This is a genomic window from Methyloceanibacter sp. wino2 (genome assembly GCF_003071365.1).
Classification (GTDB): domain Bacteria; phylum Pseudomonadota; class Alphaproteobacteria; order Rhizobiales; family Methyloligellaceae; genus Methyloceanibacter.
The window spans coordinates 1,899,724-1,919,687 of record NZ_CP028960.1 but is presented as its reverse complement, the minus strand read 5'-3'; the positions used below and the strand labels follow the sequence as shown (position 1 = coordinate 1,919,687).

Annotated in this window: 17 protein-coding genes; 8 read left to right on the top strand and 9 right to left on the bottom strand. The window is 64.3% G+C overall.

Annotated elements, in window-relative coordinates; all coding sequences use genetic code 11:
* The first annotated feature begins 29 nt into the window (after nt 1–29).
* A complete protein-coding gene (odhB, locus tag DCY11_RS08875) occupies nt 30–1,328 on the top strand; it encodes a 2-oxoglutarate dehydrogenase complex dihydrolipoyllysine-residue succinyltransferase (protein WP_108682589.1) in 1,299 nt (432 codons plus the stop codon).
* Nucleotides 1,329–1,351: 23 nt separating this feature from the next.
* Nucleotides 1,352–2,755 (top strand): dihydrolipoyl dehydrogenase, encoded by a 1,404-nt coding sequence (gene lpdA / locus DCY11_RS08870; RefSeq protein ID WP_108682588.1) that lies wholly within the window; start codon nt 1,352–1,354, stop codon nt 2,753–2,755.
* Between the two features lie 23 nt (nt 2,756–2,778).
* On the opposite strand, the gene DCY11_RS08865 is transcribed toward lpdA, so the two are convergent.
* The 5 genes from DCY11_RS08865 to DCY11_RS08845 form a co-directional block, all read right to left on the bottom strand.
* Nucleotides 2,779–3,951, bottom strand: a complete 1,173-nt coding sequence (locus DCY11_RS08865; protein ID WP_108682587.1) for an ABC transporter permease — start codon at nt 3,949–3,951, stop codon at nt 2,779–2,781.
* Nucleotides 3,948–4,877 carry an ABC transporter ATP-binding protein gene (locus DCY11_RS08860; protein ID WP_108682586.1) on the bottom strand — a complete coding sequence of 310 codons (930 nt, stop codon included), beginning with the start codon at nt 4,875–4,877 and terminating at the stop codon, nt 3,948–3,950. Before DCY11_RS08860 ends, DCY11_RS08865 begins: the two co-directional genes overlap by 4 nt.
* Nucleotides 4,878–4,884: 7 nt before the next feature.
* A complete protein-coding gene (locus DCY11_RS08855) occupies nt 4,885–5,862 on the bottom strand; it encodes an HlyD family secretion protein (protein WP_108682585.1) in 978 nt (325 codons plus the stop codon).
* A complete protein-coding gene (locus tag DCY11_RS08850) occupies nt 5,859–6,524 on the bottom strand; it encodes a TetR/AcrR family transcriptional regulator (RefSeq protein WP_108682584.1) in 666 nt (221 codons plus the stop codon). The genes DCY11_RS08855 and DCY11_RS08850 overlap by 4 nt, the downstream gene beginning before the upstream one ends.
* Before the next feature lie 200 nt (nt 6,525–6,724).
* The gene (locus DCY11_RS08845) at nt 6,725–7,699 is read right to left on the bottom strand and encodes a tyrosine recombinase XerC (protein ID WP_108682583.1); all 975 of its coding nucleotides are present in this window, start codon (nt 7,697–7,699) and stop codon (nt 6,725–6,727) included.
* Nucleotides 7,700–7,795: 96 nt separating this feature from the next.
* Between DCY11_RS08845 and DCY11_RS08840 the strand changes: the two genes are divergently transcribed.
* The 6 genes from DCY11_RS08840 to DCY11_RS08815 all read left to right on the top strand — a co-directional run bounded on the left by DCY11_RS08840 (nt 7,796) and on the right by DCY11_RS08815 (nt 15,135).
* Nucleotides 7,796–10,015 carry a primosomal protein N' gene (locus DCY11_RS08840; protein WP_208430436.1) on the top strand — a complete coding sequence of 740 codons (2,220 nt, stop codon included), beginning with the start codon at nt 7,796–7,798 and terminating at the stop codon, nt 10,013–10,015.
* Between the two features lie 226 nt (nt 10,016–10,241).
* Complete coding sequence (locus DCY11_RS08835) at nt 10,242–10,802, top strand: F0F1 ATP synthase subunit delta (protein WP_069445673.1); 561 nt, start codon at nt 10,242–10,244, stop codon at nt 10,800–10,802.
* The gene (atpA, locus tag DCY11_RS08830; protein ID WP_108682580.1) at nt 10,802–12,331 is read left to right on the top strand and encodes a F0F1 ATP synthase subunit alpha; all 1,530 of its coding nucleotides are present in this window, start codon (nt 10,802–10,804) and stop codon (nt 12,329–12,331) included. Before DCY11_RS08835 ends, atpA begins: the two co-directional genes overlap by 1 nt.
* An 8-nt stretch (nt 12,332–12,339) precedes the next feature.
* Nucleotides 12,340–13,227 (top strand): F0F1 ATP synthase subunit gamma, encoded by an 888-nt coding sequence (locus tag DCY11_RS08825; protein ID WP_108682579.1) that lies wholly within the window; start codon nt 12,340–12,342, stop codon nt 13,225–13,227.
* Nucleotides 13,228–13,246: 19 nt separating this feature from the next.
* A complete protein-coding gene (atpD, locus tag DCY11_RS08820) occupies nt 13,247–14,734 on the top strand; it encodes a F0F1 ATP synthase subunit beta (protein ID WP_108682578.1) in 1,488 nt (495 codons plus the stop codon).
* Nucleotides 14,734–15,135, top strand: coding sequence for a F0F1 ATP synthase subunit epsilon (locus DCY11_RS08815; RefSeq protein ID WP_108682577.1), 402 nt, complete (start codon nt 14,734–14,736; stop codon nt 15,133–15,135). Before atpD ends, DCY11_RS08815 begins: the two co-directional genes overlap by 1 nt.
* 95 nt (nt 15,136–15,230) lie before the next feature.
* Here the strand turns inward: DCY11_RS08815 and DCY11_RS08810 are convergent, their stop codons facing one another.
* From DCY11_RS08810 to DCY11_RS08795, 4 genes are all read right to left on the bottom strand, one after another.
* Nucleotides 15,231–15,737, bottom strand: coding sequence for an RNA pyrophosphohydrolase (locus DCY11_RS08810; protein WP_108682576.1), 507 nt, complete (start codon nt 15,735–15,737; stop codon nt 15,231–15,233).
* 86 nt (nt 15,738–15,823) lie between these two features.
* Complete coding sequence (locus DCY11_RS08805; RefSeq protein ID WP_108682575.1) at nt 15,824–17,056, bottom strand: divergent polysaccharide deacetylase family protein; 1,233 nt, start codon at nt 17,054–17,056, stop codon at nt 15,824–15,826.
* A gap of 161 nt (nt 17,057–17,217) precedes the next feature.
* Entirely contained in the window at nt 17,218–18,585 is a 1,368-nt protein-coding gene (locus tag DCY11_RS08800) for a S41 family peptidase (RefSeq protein ID WP_371514995.1), read from the bottom strand.
* The gene (locus tag DCY11_RS08795; protein ID WP_159079914.1) at nt 18,582–19,871 is read right to left on the bottom strand and encodes a murein hydrolase activator EnvC; all 1,290 of its coding nucleotides are present in this window, start codon (nt 19,869–19,871) and stop codon (nt 18,582–18,584) included. Before DCY11_RS08795 ends, DCY11_RS08800 begins: the two co-directional genes overlap by 4 nt.
* Nucleotides 19,872–19,964 lie beyond the last annotated feature (93 nt).

Genomic DNA, 19,964 nt, shown 5'->3' with positions numbered 1-19,964 from the left:
CTGGCTGGAAGGACGGACGATAGGCTGCCATGACGACAGAAATCCGGGTACCGACATTGGGCGAGTCCGTCGTCGAGGCGACGGTGGGCCAGTGGTTCAAGCAAGCGGGCGAAGCTGTCGCCGCTGACGAGCCGCTGGTCGAGCTCGAAACCGACAAGGTGACGGTCGAGGTGCCGGCCCCTGCGGGCGGCGTTCTCTCCGAAATCGTCGTCAAGGAAGGCGATACGGTCGAAGTGGGCGCGCTGCTCGGGTCGATCGCCGCCGGAGACGGTGCCACCGTGACGCCCGCCCCAAAAGCCGAGACCAAATCGAAAGAGTCTTTGCCCAAGCCGGCGGAACCGGCCCCCGCGCCGCAGCCGTCACCGGCCGCCGAGCCTGTTGCGCTCAAGCGTGAGCCGTATACCCGCACGGAGATCGCCCCGACCTCCATGCCGCCTTCGCCGGCAGCCCAGAAACTTCTCGACGAAAAGGGACTTGCTGCCGACCAAGTGACAGGGACCGGCCGCCGGGGTCAGATCCTCAAAGGCGACGTCATCGCCGCCACGGCCGCGGCGGAGACCTTGCGCGACACACCGCGCGCACCCAAGCCGCCGGCACCGCCGCGCGCGCCCGTGACCCAGGACGATGCCGCGCGCGAGGAACGCGTTCGCATGACACGCCTGCGTCAGACCATCGCCAAGCGCCTGAAGGACGCCCAGGACACCGCCGCGATGCTCACCACGTTCAACGACGTGGACATGAGCCAGATCATGGAGCTGCGCAAAGAGTACAAGGACGACTTCCAGAAGCGTCACGGCGTGAAGCTCGGCTTCATGGGCTTCTTCGTGAAGGCTTGCGTGCAAGCGCTGAAAGACATCCCCGCGGTGAATGCGGAGATCGACGGGGACGACCTCGTCTACAAGAACTACTACCATGTCGGTGTCGCGGTCGGCACGGAACGCGGCTTGGTGGTTCCGGTGATCCGCGACGCGGACCGCATGAGCCTTGCGGAGATCGAGAGCACCATCGCCGATTTCGGCGTGCGCGCCCGCGAAGGCAAGCTCGGCCTTGCCGAGATGCAGGGCGGCACCTTCACCATCTCCAACGGCGGCATTTACGGGTCGATGCTCTCGACGCCGATCCTCAATGCACCGCAATCCGGCATTCTCGGCATGCACCGCATTGAGGAACGCCCCGTGGTACGCGACGGGCAGATCGTGGCGCGGCCGATGATGTATCTGGCGCTGTCCTACGACCATCGCATTGTTGACGGCAAGGAAGCCGTGACGTTCCTAGTGAACGTGAAGGATTCTCTCGAGAACCCCGCCCGCCTGATCCTCGATCTGTAGCCTCCGACTTCAGAGACTGTCCTATGAGTTCCTCTTACGACCTGATCGTCATCGGCACCGGCCCTGGCGGCTATGTGTGCGCCATCCGCGCCGCACAGCTCGGCATGAAAGTGGCTGTCGTCGAGAAGCGCGCCACCCATGGCGGCACCTGCCTCAACGTCGGCTGCATCCCGTCCAAGGCGCTGCTGCATGCTTCCGAGGCCTATGCGGAGGCGACCGGGCATTTCGCCGAGATGGGTATCAAAGTGAAGCCGGAGCTGGACCTTGCCGCCATGCTCGCCTTCAAGGACGAAGGCGTGAAGGGCAACGTGGACGGCATCGAGTATCTCCTGAAGAAGAACAAGATCGACGCCTATGTCGGGCTCGGAACGATCCTCGCCCCGCACCAGGTCGAGGTGACGCCGGACAAGGGCGACAAGCAGACGCTCGAAACCAAGGCCATCGTCATCGCCACGGGCTCGGAGGTCGCGCACGTGCCGGGCATCGACGTCGACGAGAAACGCATCGTGTCGTCGACCGGCGCGCTGTCGCTGCCGAAAGTGCCGAAGCGCCTGATCGTCATCGGCGGCGGCTATATCGGGCTTGAGCTTGGCTCGGTCTGGTCGCGCCTCGGGTCGGAAGTGACCGTGGTCGAGATGCTGCACACCATCACGCCCGGCCTCGACGGCGAGGTCGCCAAACAGCTGCAGAAGATTCTCAAGAAGCAGGGTCTCACCTTCAAACTCGGCGCCAAGGTGACCGGGGTCGACACCTCGGGCAAGTCAGTGAAACTCACCATCGAGCCGGCGGAGGGCGGCAAGGCCGAGACGCTGGAATGCGACGTGGTGCTGGTCTCGATCGGGCGCGTGCCGAACACGGAAGGCTTAGGCCTCGCCAATGTCGGCGTCGAAACTCATGCGCGCGGGCGCATCGTCGTCGACCACCATTTCCAGACCAATGTGCCGGGCATCTACGCTATCGGCGATGTCATTGCCGGGCCAATGTTAGCCCACAAGGCCGAGGAAGAAGGCGTGGCCGTCGCCGAGATCCTGGCCGGCCAGGCCGGGCATGTGAACTACGACGTGATTCCGTCCGTGGTGTACACCGCGCCGGAAGTGGCGTCCGTCGGCAAGACCGAGGAACAGCTCAAGGAGGACGGCATCGCCTACAAGGCCGGCAAGTTCCCCTTCACCGCCAATGGCCGCGCCAAGGTGAACCGCACCACAGAAGGCTTCGTCAAAGTCCTTGCCGATGCCGTCACCGACCGCGTGCTCGGCGTGCATATCATCGGCCCAGACGCCGGCACGATGATCGCCGAAGCCGCCGTGCTGATGGAGTTCGGCGGGTCTGCGGAAGACTTGGCGCGCACCTGCCATGCGCATCCCACGCTCAATGAAGCAGTGAAGGAAGCGGCGCTCGCCGTCGACAAGCGCCCCATTCACATGTAGCGGCCTGCGCTGCGAATGCGGGCCTAATCCAGCGTGCGGCGGAAGCGCATCAGCGCGATCCCCATTGCCGCAACGAGGAAGATCACCAGCGCCAGCACGTCGAGCTTCATATCGGCGAGGCCGTTTCCCTTCAGCATGATGCCGCGAGCGATGCGCATGAAGTGCGTCAGCGGCAGGATCTCCCCGATCACTTGCGCCCATTGCGGCATGCCGCGAAACGGAAACATGAAGCCGGACAGCAGGATGTTCGGCAGAAAGAAGAAGAACGTCATCTGCACCGCCTGAAGCTGGTTTTGCGCGATGGTCGAGAACGTGTAGCCCACGGCGAGATTGGCGGCGGCGAACAACGTGCTGAGCAAAACCAGCAGACCGATACTGCCCCGGATCGGCACGTCGAACAGGAACGACGCCGCGCCGATGATGATCGTCATCTGCACGAAGCCGACGAGAACGAAGGGCGCGATCTTTCCGATCATGATCTCGACCGGCCGGATCGGCATCGCCAGCAGACTCTCCATCGTGCCGCGCTCGATCTCGCGCGTCACCGCAAGCGCCGTGAACATCATCATGGTCATGGTCAGCACGACCCCGAGCAGGCCCGGTACGATGTTGTATTGCGTCAGGCCTTCCGGGTTGTAGCGGCGCTGCAGCGTCAGCGTGAAAGGCGGGGCCCGTGCTTCAACCGCCTCGTCGGGTCCGCGCAGTTCGCGCCGGAGCGCCGTGTCGATAAGGCCCTGCACGGCGGCGATGGCCGTGCCGGTCGCGACGGGATCGGTGGCGTCGGCGATGACCAGCAGCGACGGATGATCGCCGCGCCGCACGTCGCGTTCGAAGCTTGCTGGAATCTCCACCGCAAACTGGACCGTACCCGAGCGTAGCAACGCATCGAGCTCGGCCGAATCCCGCACCTGCCGTTTGAATTCGAAATAGTCGCTGTTCTTCATGGCCGCGAGCACGGCGCGGGTTAGCGGACCATCGTCGCGCGTCAGCACCGCCGTCGGCAAGTGCTTGGGATCGGTGTTAATGGCATAGCCGAACAGCGTCAGCTGCAGGATCGGGATGAACAGCATGGTGGCGAACGTCATGCGGTCCCGGCGCATTTGGACGAATTCCTTCACCACCATGGCCCAGACCCGCTTGAGAAAGCCGGGATCCCGGCTCGCCGGGCGCGCTGAATTCTGTGCTTCCGCGCTCATTCGAAATTGTCCTGCGACTGGTCCATCAGCAGGATGAACACATCCTCGAGGCTCGGCTCGCCCTGCCGCCAGCGATACGCGCCATCTTCTTTCTTGGCCTCCGCGATGGCGGCATCGAGTTTCTTGGGGTCGCGGCCCGAGACGTGCAGCTCGTTTCCGAAAGGCGCGACCATGTCGATCCCGTCACGATGCTCGAGTCGCACAGCGAGGTCGTGCAAGCCGGGCCCAGTCACGATCCAGGTGCTGAGGCCCGATTGCGTGATGAGATCGTGCGCGGTCCCGCGCGCCAGCAGGTCTCCAAACGCAATATAGGCAAGCTCGTGACAGCGCTCCGCTTCGTCCATGTAATGGGTCGAGACCAGCACCGTGATGCCTTCCGCTGCCAGGGCGTGGATCTCGTCCCAGAACTCGCGCCGCGCCTTCGGGTCGACGCCGGCCGTCGGCTCGTCCAGCAGCAGAAGCTGCGGGTTGGGAAGAATGCAGGCGCCGAGCGCGAGGCGCTGCTTCCAGCCGCCCGAGAGCTCGCCGGCAAGCTGTTCCGCGCGCCCGGTCAGGCCGAGGCGCGCGATCGCTTCCTTCGCCGCCTGCCGCGGATGGGGCACGCCGTAGACCCGCGCCACGAATTCCAGGTTCTCGCGGATTGAAAGGTCCGCATAGAGACTAAAACGCTGCGTCATGTAGCCCACATGCCGCCGGATCTCGTCTTGCTGCGTGAGGATGTCGTAGCCGAGACAGGTCCCCTCTCCCGCATCCGGCGTGAGGAGACCGCAGAGAAGACGCAAGGTCGTGGTCTTGCCGCTACCATTGGGGCCCAGGAATCCGTAGATCTCGCCCTTCGGCACTTGCAGGCTGAGATCATGCACGACTGTCCGGTCGCCGAATTTCTTCGTCAGCCCATGGACGTCGATCGCGATCTCTTTGGTCACGGGAGACCTACTGGCTCTGCGGGAGCGTGACGGAGACGGGCTGCCCGGCCGTGAGTTCCGCGGTCTTCTCGTCGGGCCACGCCTCGACGAGAAACACGAGCTTCTTGCGCTGCTCGCGTGAAAAGATCACCGGCGGCGTGAATTCCGCATCGCGCGAAATGAAGCGGATCGTCGCCGTCAGCCCCGACGGACAGCCGTCGCAGGACACGCCGACAGTCTCTCCGATGCGAAGCCCCGCACGGTCCGCCTCCGAGACGAAGAAGCGGACCTTTAGATTGCCGGGCGGCAGCAGCGACACGACGGCCTGCCCCGCATTCACCACCTCGCCGGGACGGAAATAGACTTCCTCGATGGACCCGGCCGCCGGCGCGAACACCTTCCGCTTGGCGATACTCTTTTCCGCTTCGTCCAGGGCGGATCGCGCTTCCGACACCGCAGCCGTCGCGGCCTCGATCACGCCGGAACGGCCCGGAAGATGGGCGGCTTCGATGCGCCGCTCCGCTTCCTTCACGGCCGCCTGATTGCTGTCGTGCTGCGCGACGGCGTCATCAAGCTGCGCTTTGGAGACCCAACCTTTTTCGTAGAGCTGCTGGATACGATCGAGATTGAGCTGCGACTTCGTCTGCATGGCCTTGGCTCGCACCAAAGCCGACTCGAGCACCTCGATCTCGCGCGGACGCTGGAGCTCGGCCTTTGCATCGCCAAGCCGCGCTTCGGCTTCGGCCAGCCGAGCCTTGCGGGTTGCGAGTTCGGCCTTCTGTTCCGAACTTTCGAGTGTGAACACCAGATCGCCCTTGGCGACGGTTTCTCCTTCCCGGACTTCGAGCGATTCGATGCGCCCGCTCTTTTCGGAACCGACCAGAACCAGGTCCGCTTCCAAATAACCCGGCACGAGACCCTGATCGCCGCCGGAGCGCGTCAACAAAACCAGCCCGCCGATGGCGACGGCCACGACGGCAAGGATGATGAGAGCCGTTCGTCTCATGAGGTCTCATGCCCCCGATTGCCGGTGGTGATTGCGTCGGCCACCAGATTGATGTGCGTCTTTAGAAACTCATCGGTGTCGAGATGGGCATGAGCCTCAAACAGGCTGCGCCAGATCACGGCCATCAGCGCCGGCGCCACCAGCAATTGCGGGAAGTCGTGCAAGCCTGTCGGTTTCAATTCGCCGCGCTCAACGCCCCGGTCGATGAAGGCGCGCAGGGCGGCAATGCCCTTCGAGACGACATGATCGTAGTAGAAGCGCGTGAGCTCCGGATGCTTATGCCCTTCGCTGATCAGCAGCCGCGCGATCAGCATGCGGCGCGACTTCACGAGGTCCTGCAGGAAGGCGAGGAACGGTCCCTTGAGAAAGTCCTCGCTCGGCAAATCCGAGGCGAGCATGAGGTCGCGCATCTCGTCGAACGCCGGCGTCAGCACGCTCCGGACGACGGCCTTGAACAGCTCTTCCTTGGTCTTGAAGTAGAGATAGGGCAGGCCCTTGGACACCTTGGCGCGGGCCGCGACATCCTCCAAGCGCGTGCCCGCATAGCCTTTGACGGTGAACTCCTCGAAGGCCGCCGTCACGATCTCGTCCGCGCGGTCGCCTTTGCGCCCGCGCGATGCGCCGGTCTCTTCCTTGGACTTCGTCTGGTTGCTCTTGGCCATGCCATGCCGCCTTTCCGGAAAGCTTCCGGCCCATCGTTCCGATGCGTCCGCACGACGCCGGGTATCTCTACAAATATGACTGACTAGTCAGTATCGCAATGGCAGAATAGAAAAATCCGCGGTCTCATGCGGTTTTGGTGGACGGCCTGCGACCGCCGTCGTGAGGTGTCAGGAGCACGGTTTTCCGGAGACGCGCGAACTCAGGCCCGGGGGTGGGCGCTCTCGTAGGCCTTCAAGAGATGCGCGCGGTCGACCTCCGTGTAGCCTTGGGTGGTCGACAGGCTGGCGTGGCCGAGCAACTCCTGGATCGCACGCAAGTCGGCGCCCGCGCCCAGCAGATGCGTCGCGAAGGAATGGCGCAGCGCGTGCGGGGTCGCGGTAGCGGGAAGTCCCAGCGCGGCGCGAGCTTTCTCCAACCGGAGCTGGATGATCCGTGGACTGAGTCTCTTGCCGCGTACGCCGATGAAGAGCGGATCGTTGGGGCCCAGCTTCTTGGGACACAGATCGAGATAGCGCTCGACCGCCGCGCGCGCGACCGGCAGCACCGGCACGACACGGGTCTTGTTGCCCTTACCCGTCACGCGAAGCGTGTCGCGGCCCTTGATCGGCGCGTCACAGACTTGGAGGCCCAGCGCCTCGGAAATGCGCAGGCCCGACCCGTACAGCAGCGTCAGCACCGCGGTATCGCGGGCGAGCGTCCATTCGGGTGCGTCGGGCGCGGCGATGTCGGCTCCTTCCATCAACGCGGTCGCCTTCTCCTCGGGCAGAGGCTTCGGCACTGCATGGGGCAGCTTCGGCATGGACACGGCCCGAACCGCATCGTTCTTGCCGTAGCCGCGCCGCTCGAGGAACTGGAAGAACATGCGCAGTGCGCTCAAGGACCTGGAGAGACTGCGGCTCCCGACATCCTGGCTACGCCGATAGGCGAGGAAAGACCGCACGTCGCGGGCCGATACCGCCAGCAGCGCCGCCATGTCGGGCGTCCCGCCGAAATGCTGGCCGAGAAAGAACAGAAACTGTCCGAGATCGCGGGTATAGGCCTCGACCGTATGGGCGGCGAGATCGCGCTCGGTGGTGAGATAGGCAAGCCAAGCCTCGACGGCGGCGGCCACATCCGGCGCCGTTCCGATCGCCGCGAGGCCCTGATAGGCCCTCTCTTGCGGTTTCGAAGCCATCACGCTCCCCCAAAATAGCACAGGCGCTACTATGGCGGAGTGAGTCGTTAAACCCCCGCTAACCCCACTGGCGAGCCCCAACAGAAACGCCCGATCTTGGCCAAGTCCGAACCAGACCAGAAACTGCTGATCCCCGAGGAGGCCCCCGACACGGTACCGGTGCTGGTGCCGCTCGCACTGCCCGCGCCATATGATTACCTGGTGCCCGACGGGGTGCAGGTCCATCCCGGGTCGTTCGTGGTCGCCCCGCTCGGGCCGGTGAAATACGTGGCCGCGGTCTGGCGGCGCCCGGAAGGTGCGCCCGCGCCGAAGATTCCGCGATCCAAATTACGCGCGCTCATCGACGTGCTGGACGATGTGCCGCCGCTGCCTGAGATCTCCATGGACTTCGCCGAATGGGTCGCCGACTACACGCTGACGCCGCCCGGCATGGTCCTGCGCATGATGATGAGCGCGAGTTCCGCGTTTCAGCCGCCCGCGCCGCGCTATGGGGTACGCCTTGCCGGACCGCCTCCCGAGCGCATGACGCCGGCCCGGACCCGCGTGCTGGACGTGGCGGGCAACGGACTGATCTGGGTGAAGTCACTGCTGGCGGAAGCAGCCGGGGTTAGCCCGGGCGTGATCGACGGCCTTGTCGATGCGGGCACGCTCGTGGCCGAGCCCCTGCCCGACACCCTCGCGCGCGAACTCGATCCGTCTCTGCTCCGCACCGAACTCTCCGACGAGCAGACCAAGGCAGCGGAGCAGCTCCTCGAGAACACAAATGATGGCTTCGCGGTCTCGCTGCTCGACGGCGTCACGGGATCGGGCAAGACGGAGGTCTATTTCGAGGCCATCGCCCAGGCGCTCTCGGGCGGCAAACAGGCGCTCGTCATGATCCCGGAGATTGCGCTGACCGCCGCCTTCCTCACCCGCTGCGAAGAGCGCTTCGGCGCGCGCCCCGCCGAATGGCATTCAGGGCTGACCCAATCGGCGCGGGGCCGCACCTGGCGCGCGGTGGCCGAAGGCAAGGCGCAGCTCGTCGTCGGCGCGCGCTCGGCACTGTTCCTGCCCTTTCCCAATCTCGGGCTCATCGTCGTCGATGAGGAACACGACCAGGCCTACAAGCAGGAAGACCGCGTCTCCTATCAAGCCCGTGACATGGCCGTGGTGCGTGGGCACCTCGGCAAATGTCCCGTCGTCTTGAGTTCGGCGACGCCCTCGATCGAGAGTCTGGTCAACGCAGACCAAGGCCGTTACCGGCACATTCCCTTGCGCGCCCGCTATCAATCGGCCGGCCTGCCCGACCTCGAAGCCATCGACATGCGCAAATCCCCGCCCCAGCGCGGGTCCTGGCTCTCGCCGGTGCTCACGGAAGCCATGGCGCAAACGCTGGGGCGCGGAGAGCAGGCGCTGCTGTTCCTCAACCGGCGCGGATACGCGCCGCTCACGCTCTGCCGCAAATGCGGCTACCGCTTCGAGTGCCCCAACTGCTCCGCCTGGATGGTGGAGCACCGGTTCCGCCACCGGCTCGAATGTCACCATTGCGGCAAGTTCGCGCCCCTGCCTGACGAATGCCCGTCTTGCGGCGCCGAGGAGTCCCTGGTCGCCTGCGGGCCCGGCGTCGAGCGCATCGCTGAAGAAGTGGAGACGCTCTTTCCGGAAGCGCGGCGCGCGATCCTCTCCTCCGACCTGACCCCGCGCATCGCGGATCTGCGCGAGACCTTGCGGGAAATCGAGGACCGCGAGGTGGACATCGTCATCGGCACGCAATTGGTCGCCAAGGGTCACCATTTTCCCGGGCTGGCCCTCGTGGGTGTGGTGGATGCCGATCTCGGCCTCGCCCAAGGAGACCCGCGCGCAGCCGAACGCACCTTCCAGCTTCTGAGCCAAGTCACCGGCCGGGCCGGACGCGAGGCCATTGCCGGGCGCGGCCTGCTCCAGACCTATATGCCCGAGCACCCTGTCCTCCAGGCCCTGGTCGCAGGCGACCGCGATGCCTTCTATGCCCAGGAGATCGAGGCGCGACGCGAAGCGGGAATGCCGCCGTTCGGCCGCCTCGCCTCTCTTCTTATATCCGGCACAGACCGGGCCGCGGCGGAAAGCTACGCCCGCAGCCTCGCCCGGGCGGCGGCGCCCGCCGAGAAAATCGAGGTCCTGGGTCCGGCCGAAGCGCCACTCTCGGTGGTCAGGGGGCGCTACCGCTACCGGATTTTGGTGAAGGCGCCGCGCGAGGCGGACATCCAGGCCTACTTGCGCCTCTGGATGGCGGACGCACCCAAGGCGCGCGGCTCGATCCGCCTCTCCATCGACATCGACCCCTATAATTTCCTCTGAGCGCAGACTGAAACGCGCGCGTGCGGCGTTTGATTCGCGCACCTCTGTTGCACGCCCGTCACCCCTATGTTACAGGCTCCGCGGGGTATCCAAGGAGCGGTTCAGCGGCGCCTTTTTCGGGGCAAATTTCCGTTGACGCGGGGGCTCTAATCCCAGCATTTACCGGACTATCAAGGGTGGGGCGGCAGTTGTCTGCGCCTGCCTCAAAGGGAGAGGCTTGAGGGACTTGGCATCTGAGGATCATACCGTATCGGGCGTTGCAGGCCGCTATGCCACGGCGCTATTCGAGCTGGCGGTCGAAGAGAAGGCTCTCGAGAAAATAGAGAGCGATCTCAACCGTTTCGGCGAAGCCCTCGATGCCTCCGAAGACCTCGCCCGGCTCGTCAACAGCCCCATGTTCTCCTCCGAGGAGCAAGGCCGGGCCCTCGAAGCCGTCCTCGAGAAAGTCGAAATCGACGGCCTCACCAAGAATTTTCTGCTGCTGGTCTCCAAGAACCGCCGGCTTTTTGCCGTGCCGGGCATGATCGGCGCCTTCCGCGCGCTGCTCGCCGACCATCGCGGCGAAATCAGCGCGACGGTGGCCTCCGCCGCAGCACTCAACGACACACAGATTACAGCCCTGAAGCAGGCCCTGAAGGCCGCCCTCGGCAAGGACGTCATGCTCGAGCAGCGTGTCGATCCGAGCCTGCTCGGCGGTCTCATGGTGAAGGTCGGCAGCCGCATGATCGACACCTCGCTTCAAACAAAACTCACTCGTCTCAAGCACGCCATGAAAGAGGTTGGCTAATGGATATCAAAGCCGCCGAGATCTCCGCGATTCTCAAGGACCAGATCAAGAATTTTGGGCAGGAAGCCGAAGTGGCCGAGGTCGGCCAGGTGCTCTCCGTCGGTGACGGCATCGCCCGCGTCTACGGCCTCGACAATGTTCAGGCCGGTGAAATGGTCGAATTTGCCGACGGCACCCAGGGCATGGCCCTGAACCTCGAAATCGACAATGTCGGTATCGTGATTTTCGGCGACGACCGGAACATCGGCGAAGGCGACATCTGCAAGCGCACCGGCAACATCGTGGAAGCCCCGGTCGGCAAGGGCCTGCTGGGCCGCGTTGTCGACGGTCTCGGCAACCCGATCGACGGCAAGGGGCCCATCGAGGCCACCGAAATGCGCCGCGTGGACGTGAAGGCCCCGGGTATCATTCCCCGCCAGTCGGTGCACGAGCCCATGCAGACCGGCCTCAAGGCCGTTGATGCGCTGATCCCGGTCGGCCGCGGCCAGCGCGAGCTGATCATCGGCGACCGTCAGACCGGTAAGACCGCGATCATTCTCGACACGATCCTCAATCAGAAGTCGGTCAACGATCGCGACGACGAATCCCAGCACCTGTATTGCATCTACGTGGCCATCGGCCAGAAGCGCTCGACCGTCGCGCAGTTCGTGAAGGTGCTCGAGGAGAACGGCGCGTTGCCCTACTCCATCGTTGTCGCCGCCACGGCGTCCGATCCTGCCCCGATGCAGTTCCTGGCGCCGTTCACCGGCTGCACCATGGGCGAGTATTTCCGCGACAACGGCATGCATGCCCTTGTCAACTACGACGATCTGTCCAAGCAGGCCGTTGCCTATCGCCAGATGTCGCTGCTGCTTCGCCGCCCGCCGGGACGTGAAGCCTACCCGGGCGATGTGTTCTACCTTCACTCGCGCCTGCTGGAGCGCGCGGCCAAGCTCAATGCCGAAAACGGTTCGGGCTCGCTGACCGCTCTGCCCGTCATCGAGACGCAGGCCAACGACGTGTCGGCCTACATCCCGACCAACGTGATCTCGATCACGGACGGCCAGATCTTCCTCGAAACCGATCTGTTCTATCAGGGCATCCGCCCCGCGGTGAACGTGGGTCTGTCCGTGTCCCGCGTGGGCTCGTCGGCCCAGATCAAGGCCATGAAGCAGGTTGCCGGCAAGATTAAGGGTGAACTGGCCCAGTATCGCGAGATGGCGGCCTTCGCCCAGTTCGGTTCGGACCTCGACGCCACGACGCAGAAGCTGCTGAACCGCGGCGCGCGCCTGACCGAGCTCCTGAAGCAGCCGCAGTTCTCCCCGCTCACGGTCGAGGAGCAGGTCGTCTCCATCTACATGGGTGTGAACGGCTATCTGGATGCCCTGTCGGTGTCCGACATCGGCCGGTTCGAGGACGAATGGCTTCGGTACATGCACACCGAGCATCAGGATCTTCTCGACACCATCCGTGACGAGAAGAAGATCTCCGACGAGTCCGGCGACAAGCTGAAGGCCGCGGCCGACAAATTCGCCAAGTCCTTCGCGTGAGCTGATTCATGGCCTCGCTAAAGGAGCTTCGGAACCGTATCGCCTCGGTTAAGGCGACCCAGAAGATCACCAAGGCCATGCAGATGGTGGCTGCGGCGAAGCTTCGCCGGGCGCAGATGGCAGCCGAAGCCGCGCGCCCCTATGCCGAGCGCATGGAGGCCGTGCTTTCGAACCTGGCAGAGGCTCTCAAAGGCCTCGAGGGCGTCGGCTCGCCCCTGATGGTCGGGACCGGCAAGGACGATGTGCATCTCTTGGTGGTGTGCTCCTCCGAGCGCGGCCTTTGCGGCGGCTTCAACTCGTCGATTGTCCGCAAAGCGCGCGAGAAAGTGCTGGAACTGACCGGACAGGGCAAAGAGGTCAAGATCCTCTGCGTCGGCAAGAAGGGCTACGACCAGCTTCGCCGCCAGTTCAAGGCGCAGATCATCGACGTGATCGAGTTCCGCGGCATCAAGCAGCTGTCGTTCGAACATGCCGATCAGGTCGGGCAGAAGGTCCGGGCGATGTTCGAGGCCGGCGAGTTCGACGTGGCGACATTGTTCTACGCCGAGTTCAAGTCGGTCATCAGCCAGACCCCGATCGCCCAGCAGATCATTCCCGCCTCTATTCCCGAAGGAAAAGAGAGCGGCGTCGATCTGGACGGCGCGATCTACGAATACGAGCCGGAGGAATCCGAGATTCTCGCCGATCTCCTGCCGCTCAACATCACGACCCAGATTTTCAAGGCGCTGCTTGAGAACGCCGCGTCGGAGCAAGGCGCTCGCATGAGCGCCATGGATAGCGCGACGCGCAATGCCGGTGAGATGATCGGCAAGCTGACGCTGAACTATAACCGGACCCGCCAGGCCCAGATCACCAAGGAGCTGATCGAGATCATCTCCGGTGCTGAGGCCCTCTAGTCAGTCAAGGAACGGAACGATGGCAAACAAACCCGTGGTGGCAGAAACCAAGAAGCAAGAGAAGCGCATCGCCGAAGGCAAGGGGCCCAAGGGCCAGATCCGCCAGGTGACCGGCGCTGTCGTCGACGTGCAGTTCGACGAGCACCTGCCCGAAATTCTGAACGCGCTCGAGACCGAGAACCAGGGCAACCGCCTCGTTCTCGAGGTCGCGCAGCATCTTGGCGAGAACACCGTTCGCACCATCGCCATGGACTCGACCGAAGGTCTCGTCCGCGGCCAGCAGGTGGTCGACACGGGCGAGCCGATCGCCGTTCCGGTGGGCGCGAAGACGCTCGGCCGCATCATGAACGTCATCGGCGAGCCGGTGGACGAGTTGGGGCCCATCGAGACCTCCGACAGCCGGCCGATCCACGCGCAGGCGCCGTCCTATGTGGACCAGGCGACGGAATCCGAAATTCTGGTCACGGGCATCAAGGTCGTCGACCTGCTCGCGCCGTACGCCAAGGGCGGCAAGATCGGCCTGTTCGGCGGCGCCGGCGTGGGCAAAACCGTGCTCATCATGGAGCTGATCAACAACGTCGCGAAGGCCCACGGCGGCTACTCCGTGTTCGCCGGTGTCGGCGAGCGCACGCGCGAGGGCAACGACCTCTATCACGAGATGATCGAGTCCGGCGTGAACAAGGATCCGAAGGAAGGCTCGATCGAGGGGTCCAAATGCGCCCTCGTGTACGGCCAGATGAACGAGCCTCCGGGAGCCCGTGCTCGTGTGGCTCTGTCGGGCCTGACGGTCGCAGAGTCGTTCCGCGATGAAGGCCAGGACGTGCTGTTCTTCGTGGACAACATCTTCCGCTTCACGCAGGCGGGTTCGGAAGTGTCCGCCCTCTTGGGCCGTATTCCCTCGGCCGTGGGCTATCAGCCGACGCTGGCCACGGATATGGGCGCCCTGCAGGAGCGCATCACCACCACCCAGAAGGGTTCGATCACCTCGGTGCAGGCCATTTACGTGCCGGCCGACGACTTGACCGACCCGGCGCCGGCGACCTCGTTCGCCCATCTGGACGCCACCACCGTGCTGTCGCGCACCATCGCCGAGAAGGGCATCTACCCGGCCGTGGATCCGCTCGATTCCACCTCGCGCATGCTCGACCCGCGTATCCTCGGTGAGGAGCACTACGCGGTGGCCCGCCAGGTGCAGGAGATCCTGCAGCGCTACAAGGCCCTCCAGGACATCATCGCCATTCTGGGCATGGACGAGCTTTCCGAAGAGGACAAGCTCACCGTGGCCCGCGCCCGTAAGATCGAGCGCTTCCTGTCGCAGCCCTTCCACGTGGCCGAGGTCTTCACCGGTTCGCCGGGCGTCCTGGTCGATCTCAAGGACACGATCGCCGGCTTCAAGGGCCTGTGCGAGGGCGACTACGATCACCTGCCTGAAGCGGCGTTCTACATGGTCGGCACCATCGAGGAAGCCGTCGCCAAGGCCGAGAAGCTTGCAGCCGAGGCCGCTTAATGCCCGATCCGTTCAAGTTCGAACTGGTATCGCCCGAGAAGCTGGTGTTCTCGGGCGACGTTGAGCAGGTGCTCGTTCCGGGCGCCGAGGGCGACATGACCATCATGGCCAAGCACGCCCCGCTCATCACGACGTTGCGCCCCGGGCTGCTCGAGATCGACTTCCCGGACGGCAAGCGCCAGCGCTTCTTCGCCCGTGGCGGTTTCGCCGAAGTGATCCCGGCGGGTCTCACGGTTTTGGCGGAACGGGCGATCGACCTGGACGAACTCGATCCGGCGCAACTCTCGCAGGATATCGCGGACGCCGAGGAAGACGTCGCCGACCTCTCGGGCGAGGCCAAAGACAAGGCTCAGATGACGCTCGAGCATCTCCGACAGGTGCAGTCGGCGCTGAGCGCCTAGACCGCGCAAACAGTTCACCACGTCGAGTTCAGAGGGAGGCCAACGCCTCCCTTTTTTGTTGGGCGGCGCGCGTGCGTGTGTGGCCGAGCTGGCCCCTATTTGACGACGAGATGAGAAAACGCGTCGATGACGGCGGCGTAAACAGCCTGCTTGAACGGCACCACCAATGACGGCAATTCGTCCATGGGCACCCAGCGCCACGCGTCGAACTCCGCCTTGTGGTCCGGCCGCGGCTTCAGATCGATATCGCGCTCGGTCCCCTCAAAACGAGCCGCGAACCACATCTGTCTCTGTCCGCGATATTTGCCCTTCCAGGCCACTCCTACCAGTTCCGACGGCAGATCGTAGACGAGCCACTCCTCGGTCTGTGCGAGGAACGTTGTCTTCTGAACGCCGGTCTCTTCCCACAGCTCTCGCCGGGCAGCTTCCTCGGGCGCCTCGCCCTTGTCGATGCCCCCTTGCGGCATCTGCCACCATTTACCGCATCCCTCGGACGCTTCCTTGCCGCGGTCCGGGCGCCGTCCCACGAAGACGTGCCCTTCCGCGTTCAACAGCATCACGCCCGCGCACGGCCGGTAGGGAAGCTTGGTGGGATCGGTCATGGTCAGGTCTTTGTCGCCTTGAGATGGCTGTGGCGGAACACCGCCCGATGAGCCACGCACGACAGCCGCAAGTCAAGGTCTGGGGGTCAGCTTTGACGCCGCGCCTGGACGGCAGCGCTCACCGGCACGAGGACAAGCCCCTTGCTCTCCAGGGACCCGGCCCAATCGGTGATCCGCTTGACCGTGCCGGGCGCCGCCTTGGCGACGCCGATGGCGGATCCGTTTTCTTTCGCGGCGGCCTCGAGTGCGGCGAGCTGGCTGTCGATCCGCCCGGCATCGAGCTGGACGTCGGCGACGTCGTATTCGAGCTCAAGGGCGGCGGCGACCCGTTTCGTCACGGCGGCATCGGTCGAGCCGTCAGCCAGATAGACGAGGCCCCGCCGCTTGAGTTCCTCGAACACGGGCGCGACTGAGCCGAGGTCGGATTGGAATTTCGCACCCATGTAGTTCGTCACGCCGATATAGCCGGCGTAACGCGACATCGCCCATTGCAGGCGCTTGATGTTGTCTTTTGGGGGGAGTGTGGTGAGAAGAGCGTGGGGGCCGGGATCGTTCGTCGGGTAGTTGTTGGGCTCCAGGGGAATTGCGAGGAAGACCTCGTGCCCGGCCGTGCGAGCATCTGTTACTCGCTCTTGGAGCCCGCGCCCGTAGGCGCCGTATGCGAGACTGACAGGCGGCGGCAGCCCCTTGATGATGTCGCCGTCTTGATCCCCCGGCACGCCTAAGCCGTTGAGGAGCACAGCGACCCGTGGGGGCCCGCCTTGCACGTCGGCATAGTCGGAAGGACGCGCGTACACGTCCGCCGGACGGCTTCCGTCAGCGGCGACCTTCGGCAATGGACCGTAGGGTGAATCTTCGACGATGGCCGGCAGCGGGGCCTCGGGCAGCGGCTCTTCCGTCGACCGGTCGATCCCCGGCACAAGGCTCGCTAGGGCGACATTGCTGCCGCGATCCGGTGCCTGTGCGACGCTCCCGTCTTCGTCTTCAATCGCGCCGCTCTGGCCGGGAAACGCCGGCGCTGCGGGTGCCGCGGGCATCTGAGGCGCGGCCGGCGCGGTAGCTGGACCCTGGCCGGGCGGCGGCGCCATTCCCGGGGGAGAGACCCGGGCCGGCGGCGGTGTCGGCATACGGGGTGCTGTCACTGAAAAACCGGGCGGCGGCATAATCCCGCCCGGGCCCGCTGCAGCTGGCGCGGCAGCCGGTGCGGACTCGATCTGGACGACTTCCGCAGGCTCAGGTCCTGATAGAAAGATCAGCGCAATGACGCCAATCACCAAGGTCCAGAATATGATCCCCGACGCGACGGCTAGGGCCTTCATCCTGTGGCCTTCATGTTGTCGTTCTCCCCACTTCCAGACCGAACCGCCTGGATACTGCCTTTGTACCAAGGCTTGTACAACACAAGGCTAGTACATCAGATGGCAGCCGACCAAGCCCGCTGAGCGCTTTCCCACGAATTACGCTCTTGCGGACCGGCCGTCTAGTTCGCCGTCTCTGACTTGCTTGGAGCCTCGGCCTTCTGCTTCAGCTCCGTATCGACAGACTTGGTGCCGCGCAACAGCTCGAGCCCGTAGATGAGTTGCGTATCCTTCGTCTTGTCCTCGGGGACATACGAGGAACTGCCGGATTTCTCCTCTTTGCCTTCCTCGGAACCCTCGTTCTTGAGATGGCCGCGCAGATTGGCTTCGCCGCGTGTGCCGATGAGCTCTTCCCGCTTCTTGACGTCTTCCGGGAGCTCCTCCTCGACCACGATGTCGGGGGTGATGCCCTTGGCCTGGATCGAAATGTTCTTCGGCGTGTAGTAGCGCGCCGTGGTCAGCCGTAGAGCGCCATTCGCCGATCCCAGCGGGATAATCGTCTGCACCGAACCCTTGCCGAAGGACTGCGTCCCGACAACGGTCGCGCGTTTCAGATCCTTGAGCGCACCGGCGACAATCTCGGATGCCGACGCGGAGCCACCGTTGATCAGCACGACAATCTGCTTGCCGTCGGTGATGTCCCCTTTCCGCGCGAACTCCTTCTGAACGTCCTCGTTGTTGCGGCCGCGCGTCGACACGATCGCCCCCTGGTCGAGGAACGCGTCCGAGACGGCGATCGCCTGATCGAGCAGGCCGCCCGGATTGTTGCGTAGGTCGACGATGTAGCCCTTGAGGTCCGGACCGAGTTCCTTCTTGAGGTCGTTGACCGCCTTGACGAGCTTCTCGGTCGTCTGCTCGTTGAAAGAGGTAATTCGGATATAGCCGACGTCACCGCCCTCGGCGCTGAACTTCACCGGATTGATCTCGATGATGCCGCGGTTGAACTTGAACTTCATCAAGTCCTCCTGCCCCTCACGGAGGACCATGAGGGTGATCGGCGTATCCACCTCGCCGCGCATCTTCTCGACGGCGTCTTGCAGGTTCATGCCACGGACGTTCTCGTCGTCGATCTTGGTGATCAGGTCGCCGCTCAAGATCCCAGCCTTGTCGGCGGGCGTGTCGGCAATCGGGGAGATGACCTTCACGAGGCCATCTTCCATCGTGACCTCAATGCCCAGACCGCCGAACCGACCCTTGGTCTGGACCCGCATGTCTTCGTAGTTATCCAGGTTCAGATACGCAGAGTGCGGATCGAGCGCCGTCAGCATACCGTTGATGGCCGACTCGATGAGCTTCTCGTTCTCGGGCTCTTCCACATAGCCCTTGCGGACACGCTCCAACACCTCGCCAAACAGGTCGAGCTGCTTATAGATCTCCGAATTCGCGGCTTCGGCCGAAGGGCTTCGCGCCAGGCTCACCATTGTCGAGCCAGCGGCAATCACCGCAACCACCAGTAGCGCCCACAAAGCGTATTCGGACTTCCGCATCATCCTTGCACCTTCCCGGATGCCTCGGCCCACCATGGGCCGGGGTCTATAGGCCGTCCGTCCTTTCTGAATTCCACATAGAGGACGGGGCGTGAACTTTGGCCACCGGGACTACCCGGAGCCGGTGATTTGCCCATGACGGCGATCGGCTCGCCGGCAAGAACGAATTGGCCGAGGCTAACGTCAATACGGCTCATCCCCGCGAGCAAAATATGATAGCCCCCGCCAGCGTTGATGATCAAGAGTTGGCCGTAGGACCGGAACGGGCCTGAATAGACTACCCAGCCGTCCGCCGGGGCCGTGACGCGGGCCTCCTCGCGGGTCTGCATCGACAGGCCCTGGAACGCCACGCCGGCGGAATCCTTGTCGCCGAAACGGCTGGTTCTCTCGCCCTGGGCCGGTAGCCGCAAACTGCCCTTGGCGTCGCCGAACGGCGTGACCGGCTTCATCCGGGCCGGATTGGCGAAGGCGACCTTTTTCGAATCCGGCTTGAGCTCGACCACCCGCTCGTTGGCAGGCGTGGCCATGACCTCCTGCTTGAGGCGTTCCCGCAGAGCCTTTTCGGCCTCGACCTCGGCGTCGTACTGCGCGACCTCCGCCTTGGCGATCTTCTTGTCGAGTTCCTCGACCAGGTCGTTCAGAGTCTCGACCTCCGAGGCTAGCGTCTGCGCCGACTCGGTCAGCGAGGCAAGCTCCTCCTGGTCCTGCGCTTCCCTGGACTGCTTCGTGGCAATGAGTTCGTCGAGACGCGCCTGCTCGGCCGAAAGCTGATCGGCCTCGCGCCGCTGCGTATCCCGCTCGGCGCGGACGCGCTCCTCGACGGCCGACAGATCCTGCAGGCTGTCGGTCAGGCTATCGGCCTGGTACTTGAGTTCGGGATAGACCTCGGCCAGCAGCATCGCGCCGCGAACGACCTTCAGCGCATCGTCGCGTCTCGTGACGATTGCCGGGGGCGGCGTCCGTCCAATTCTCTGCATGGCGCTCAGCATAGTGACAATCGCGGCCTTCCGCTCATCGATCGAGGTCTGCATCACGTTCACCTGCGCGGTGAGTTCCGCAAGTTCGCTTTCAGTTTCGGAGAGCGTCGCTTCGCTCGCCTGAACGCGTTTGCCGGCCTCGATCAGCTCGGTCCTGAGCCGTGCCCTTTCTTCCGCCAGCGCGGCGAGGTCCTTCGTCAGGCCCTCAGCCCTCACCCGGCTGGATTCCAACTCCTGTTCGGTCTCGTCGAGACGCTTCTTGGCTTCGTCCCGCGTGAGATCGTCTTGGCCATGCACGACGCTCGCAGGCACGATGAGCAGCGCCCCAACAAGCAGGGCGGCGCGAAGATTCCGAGTGGTGAAAGTCGATCGCTCGTTGTGCGCCATGCGTCCTGGCCGTTCAGT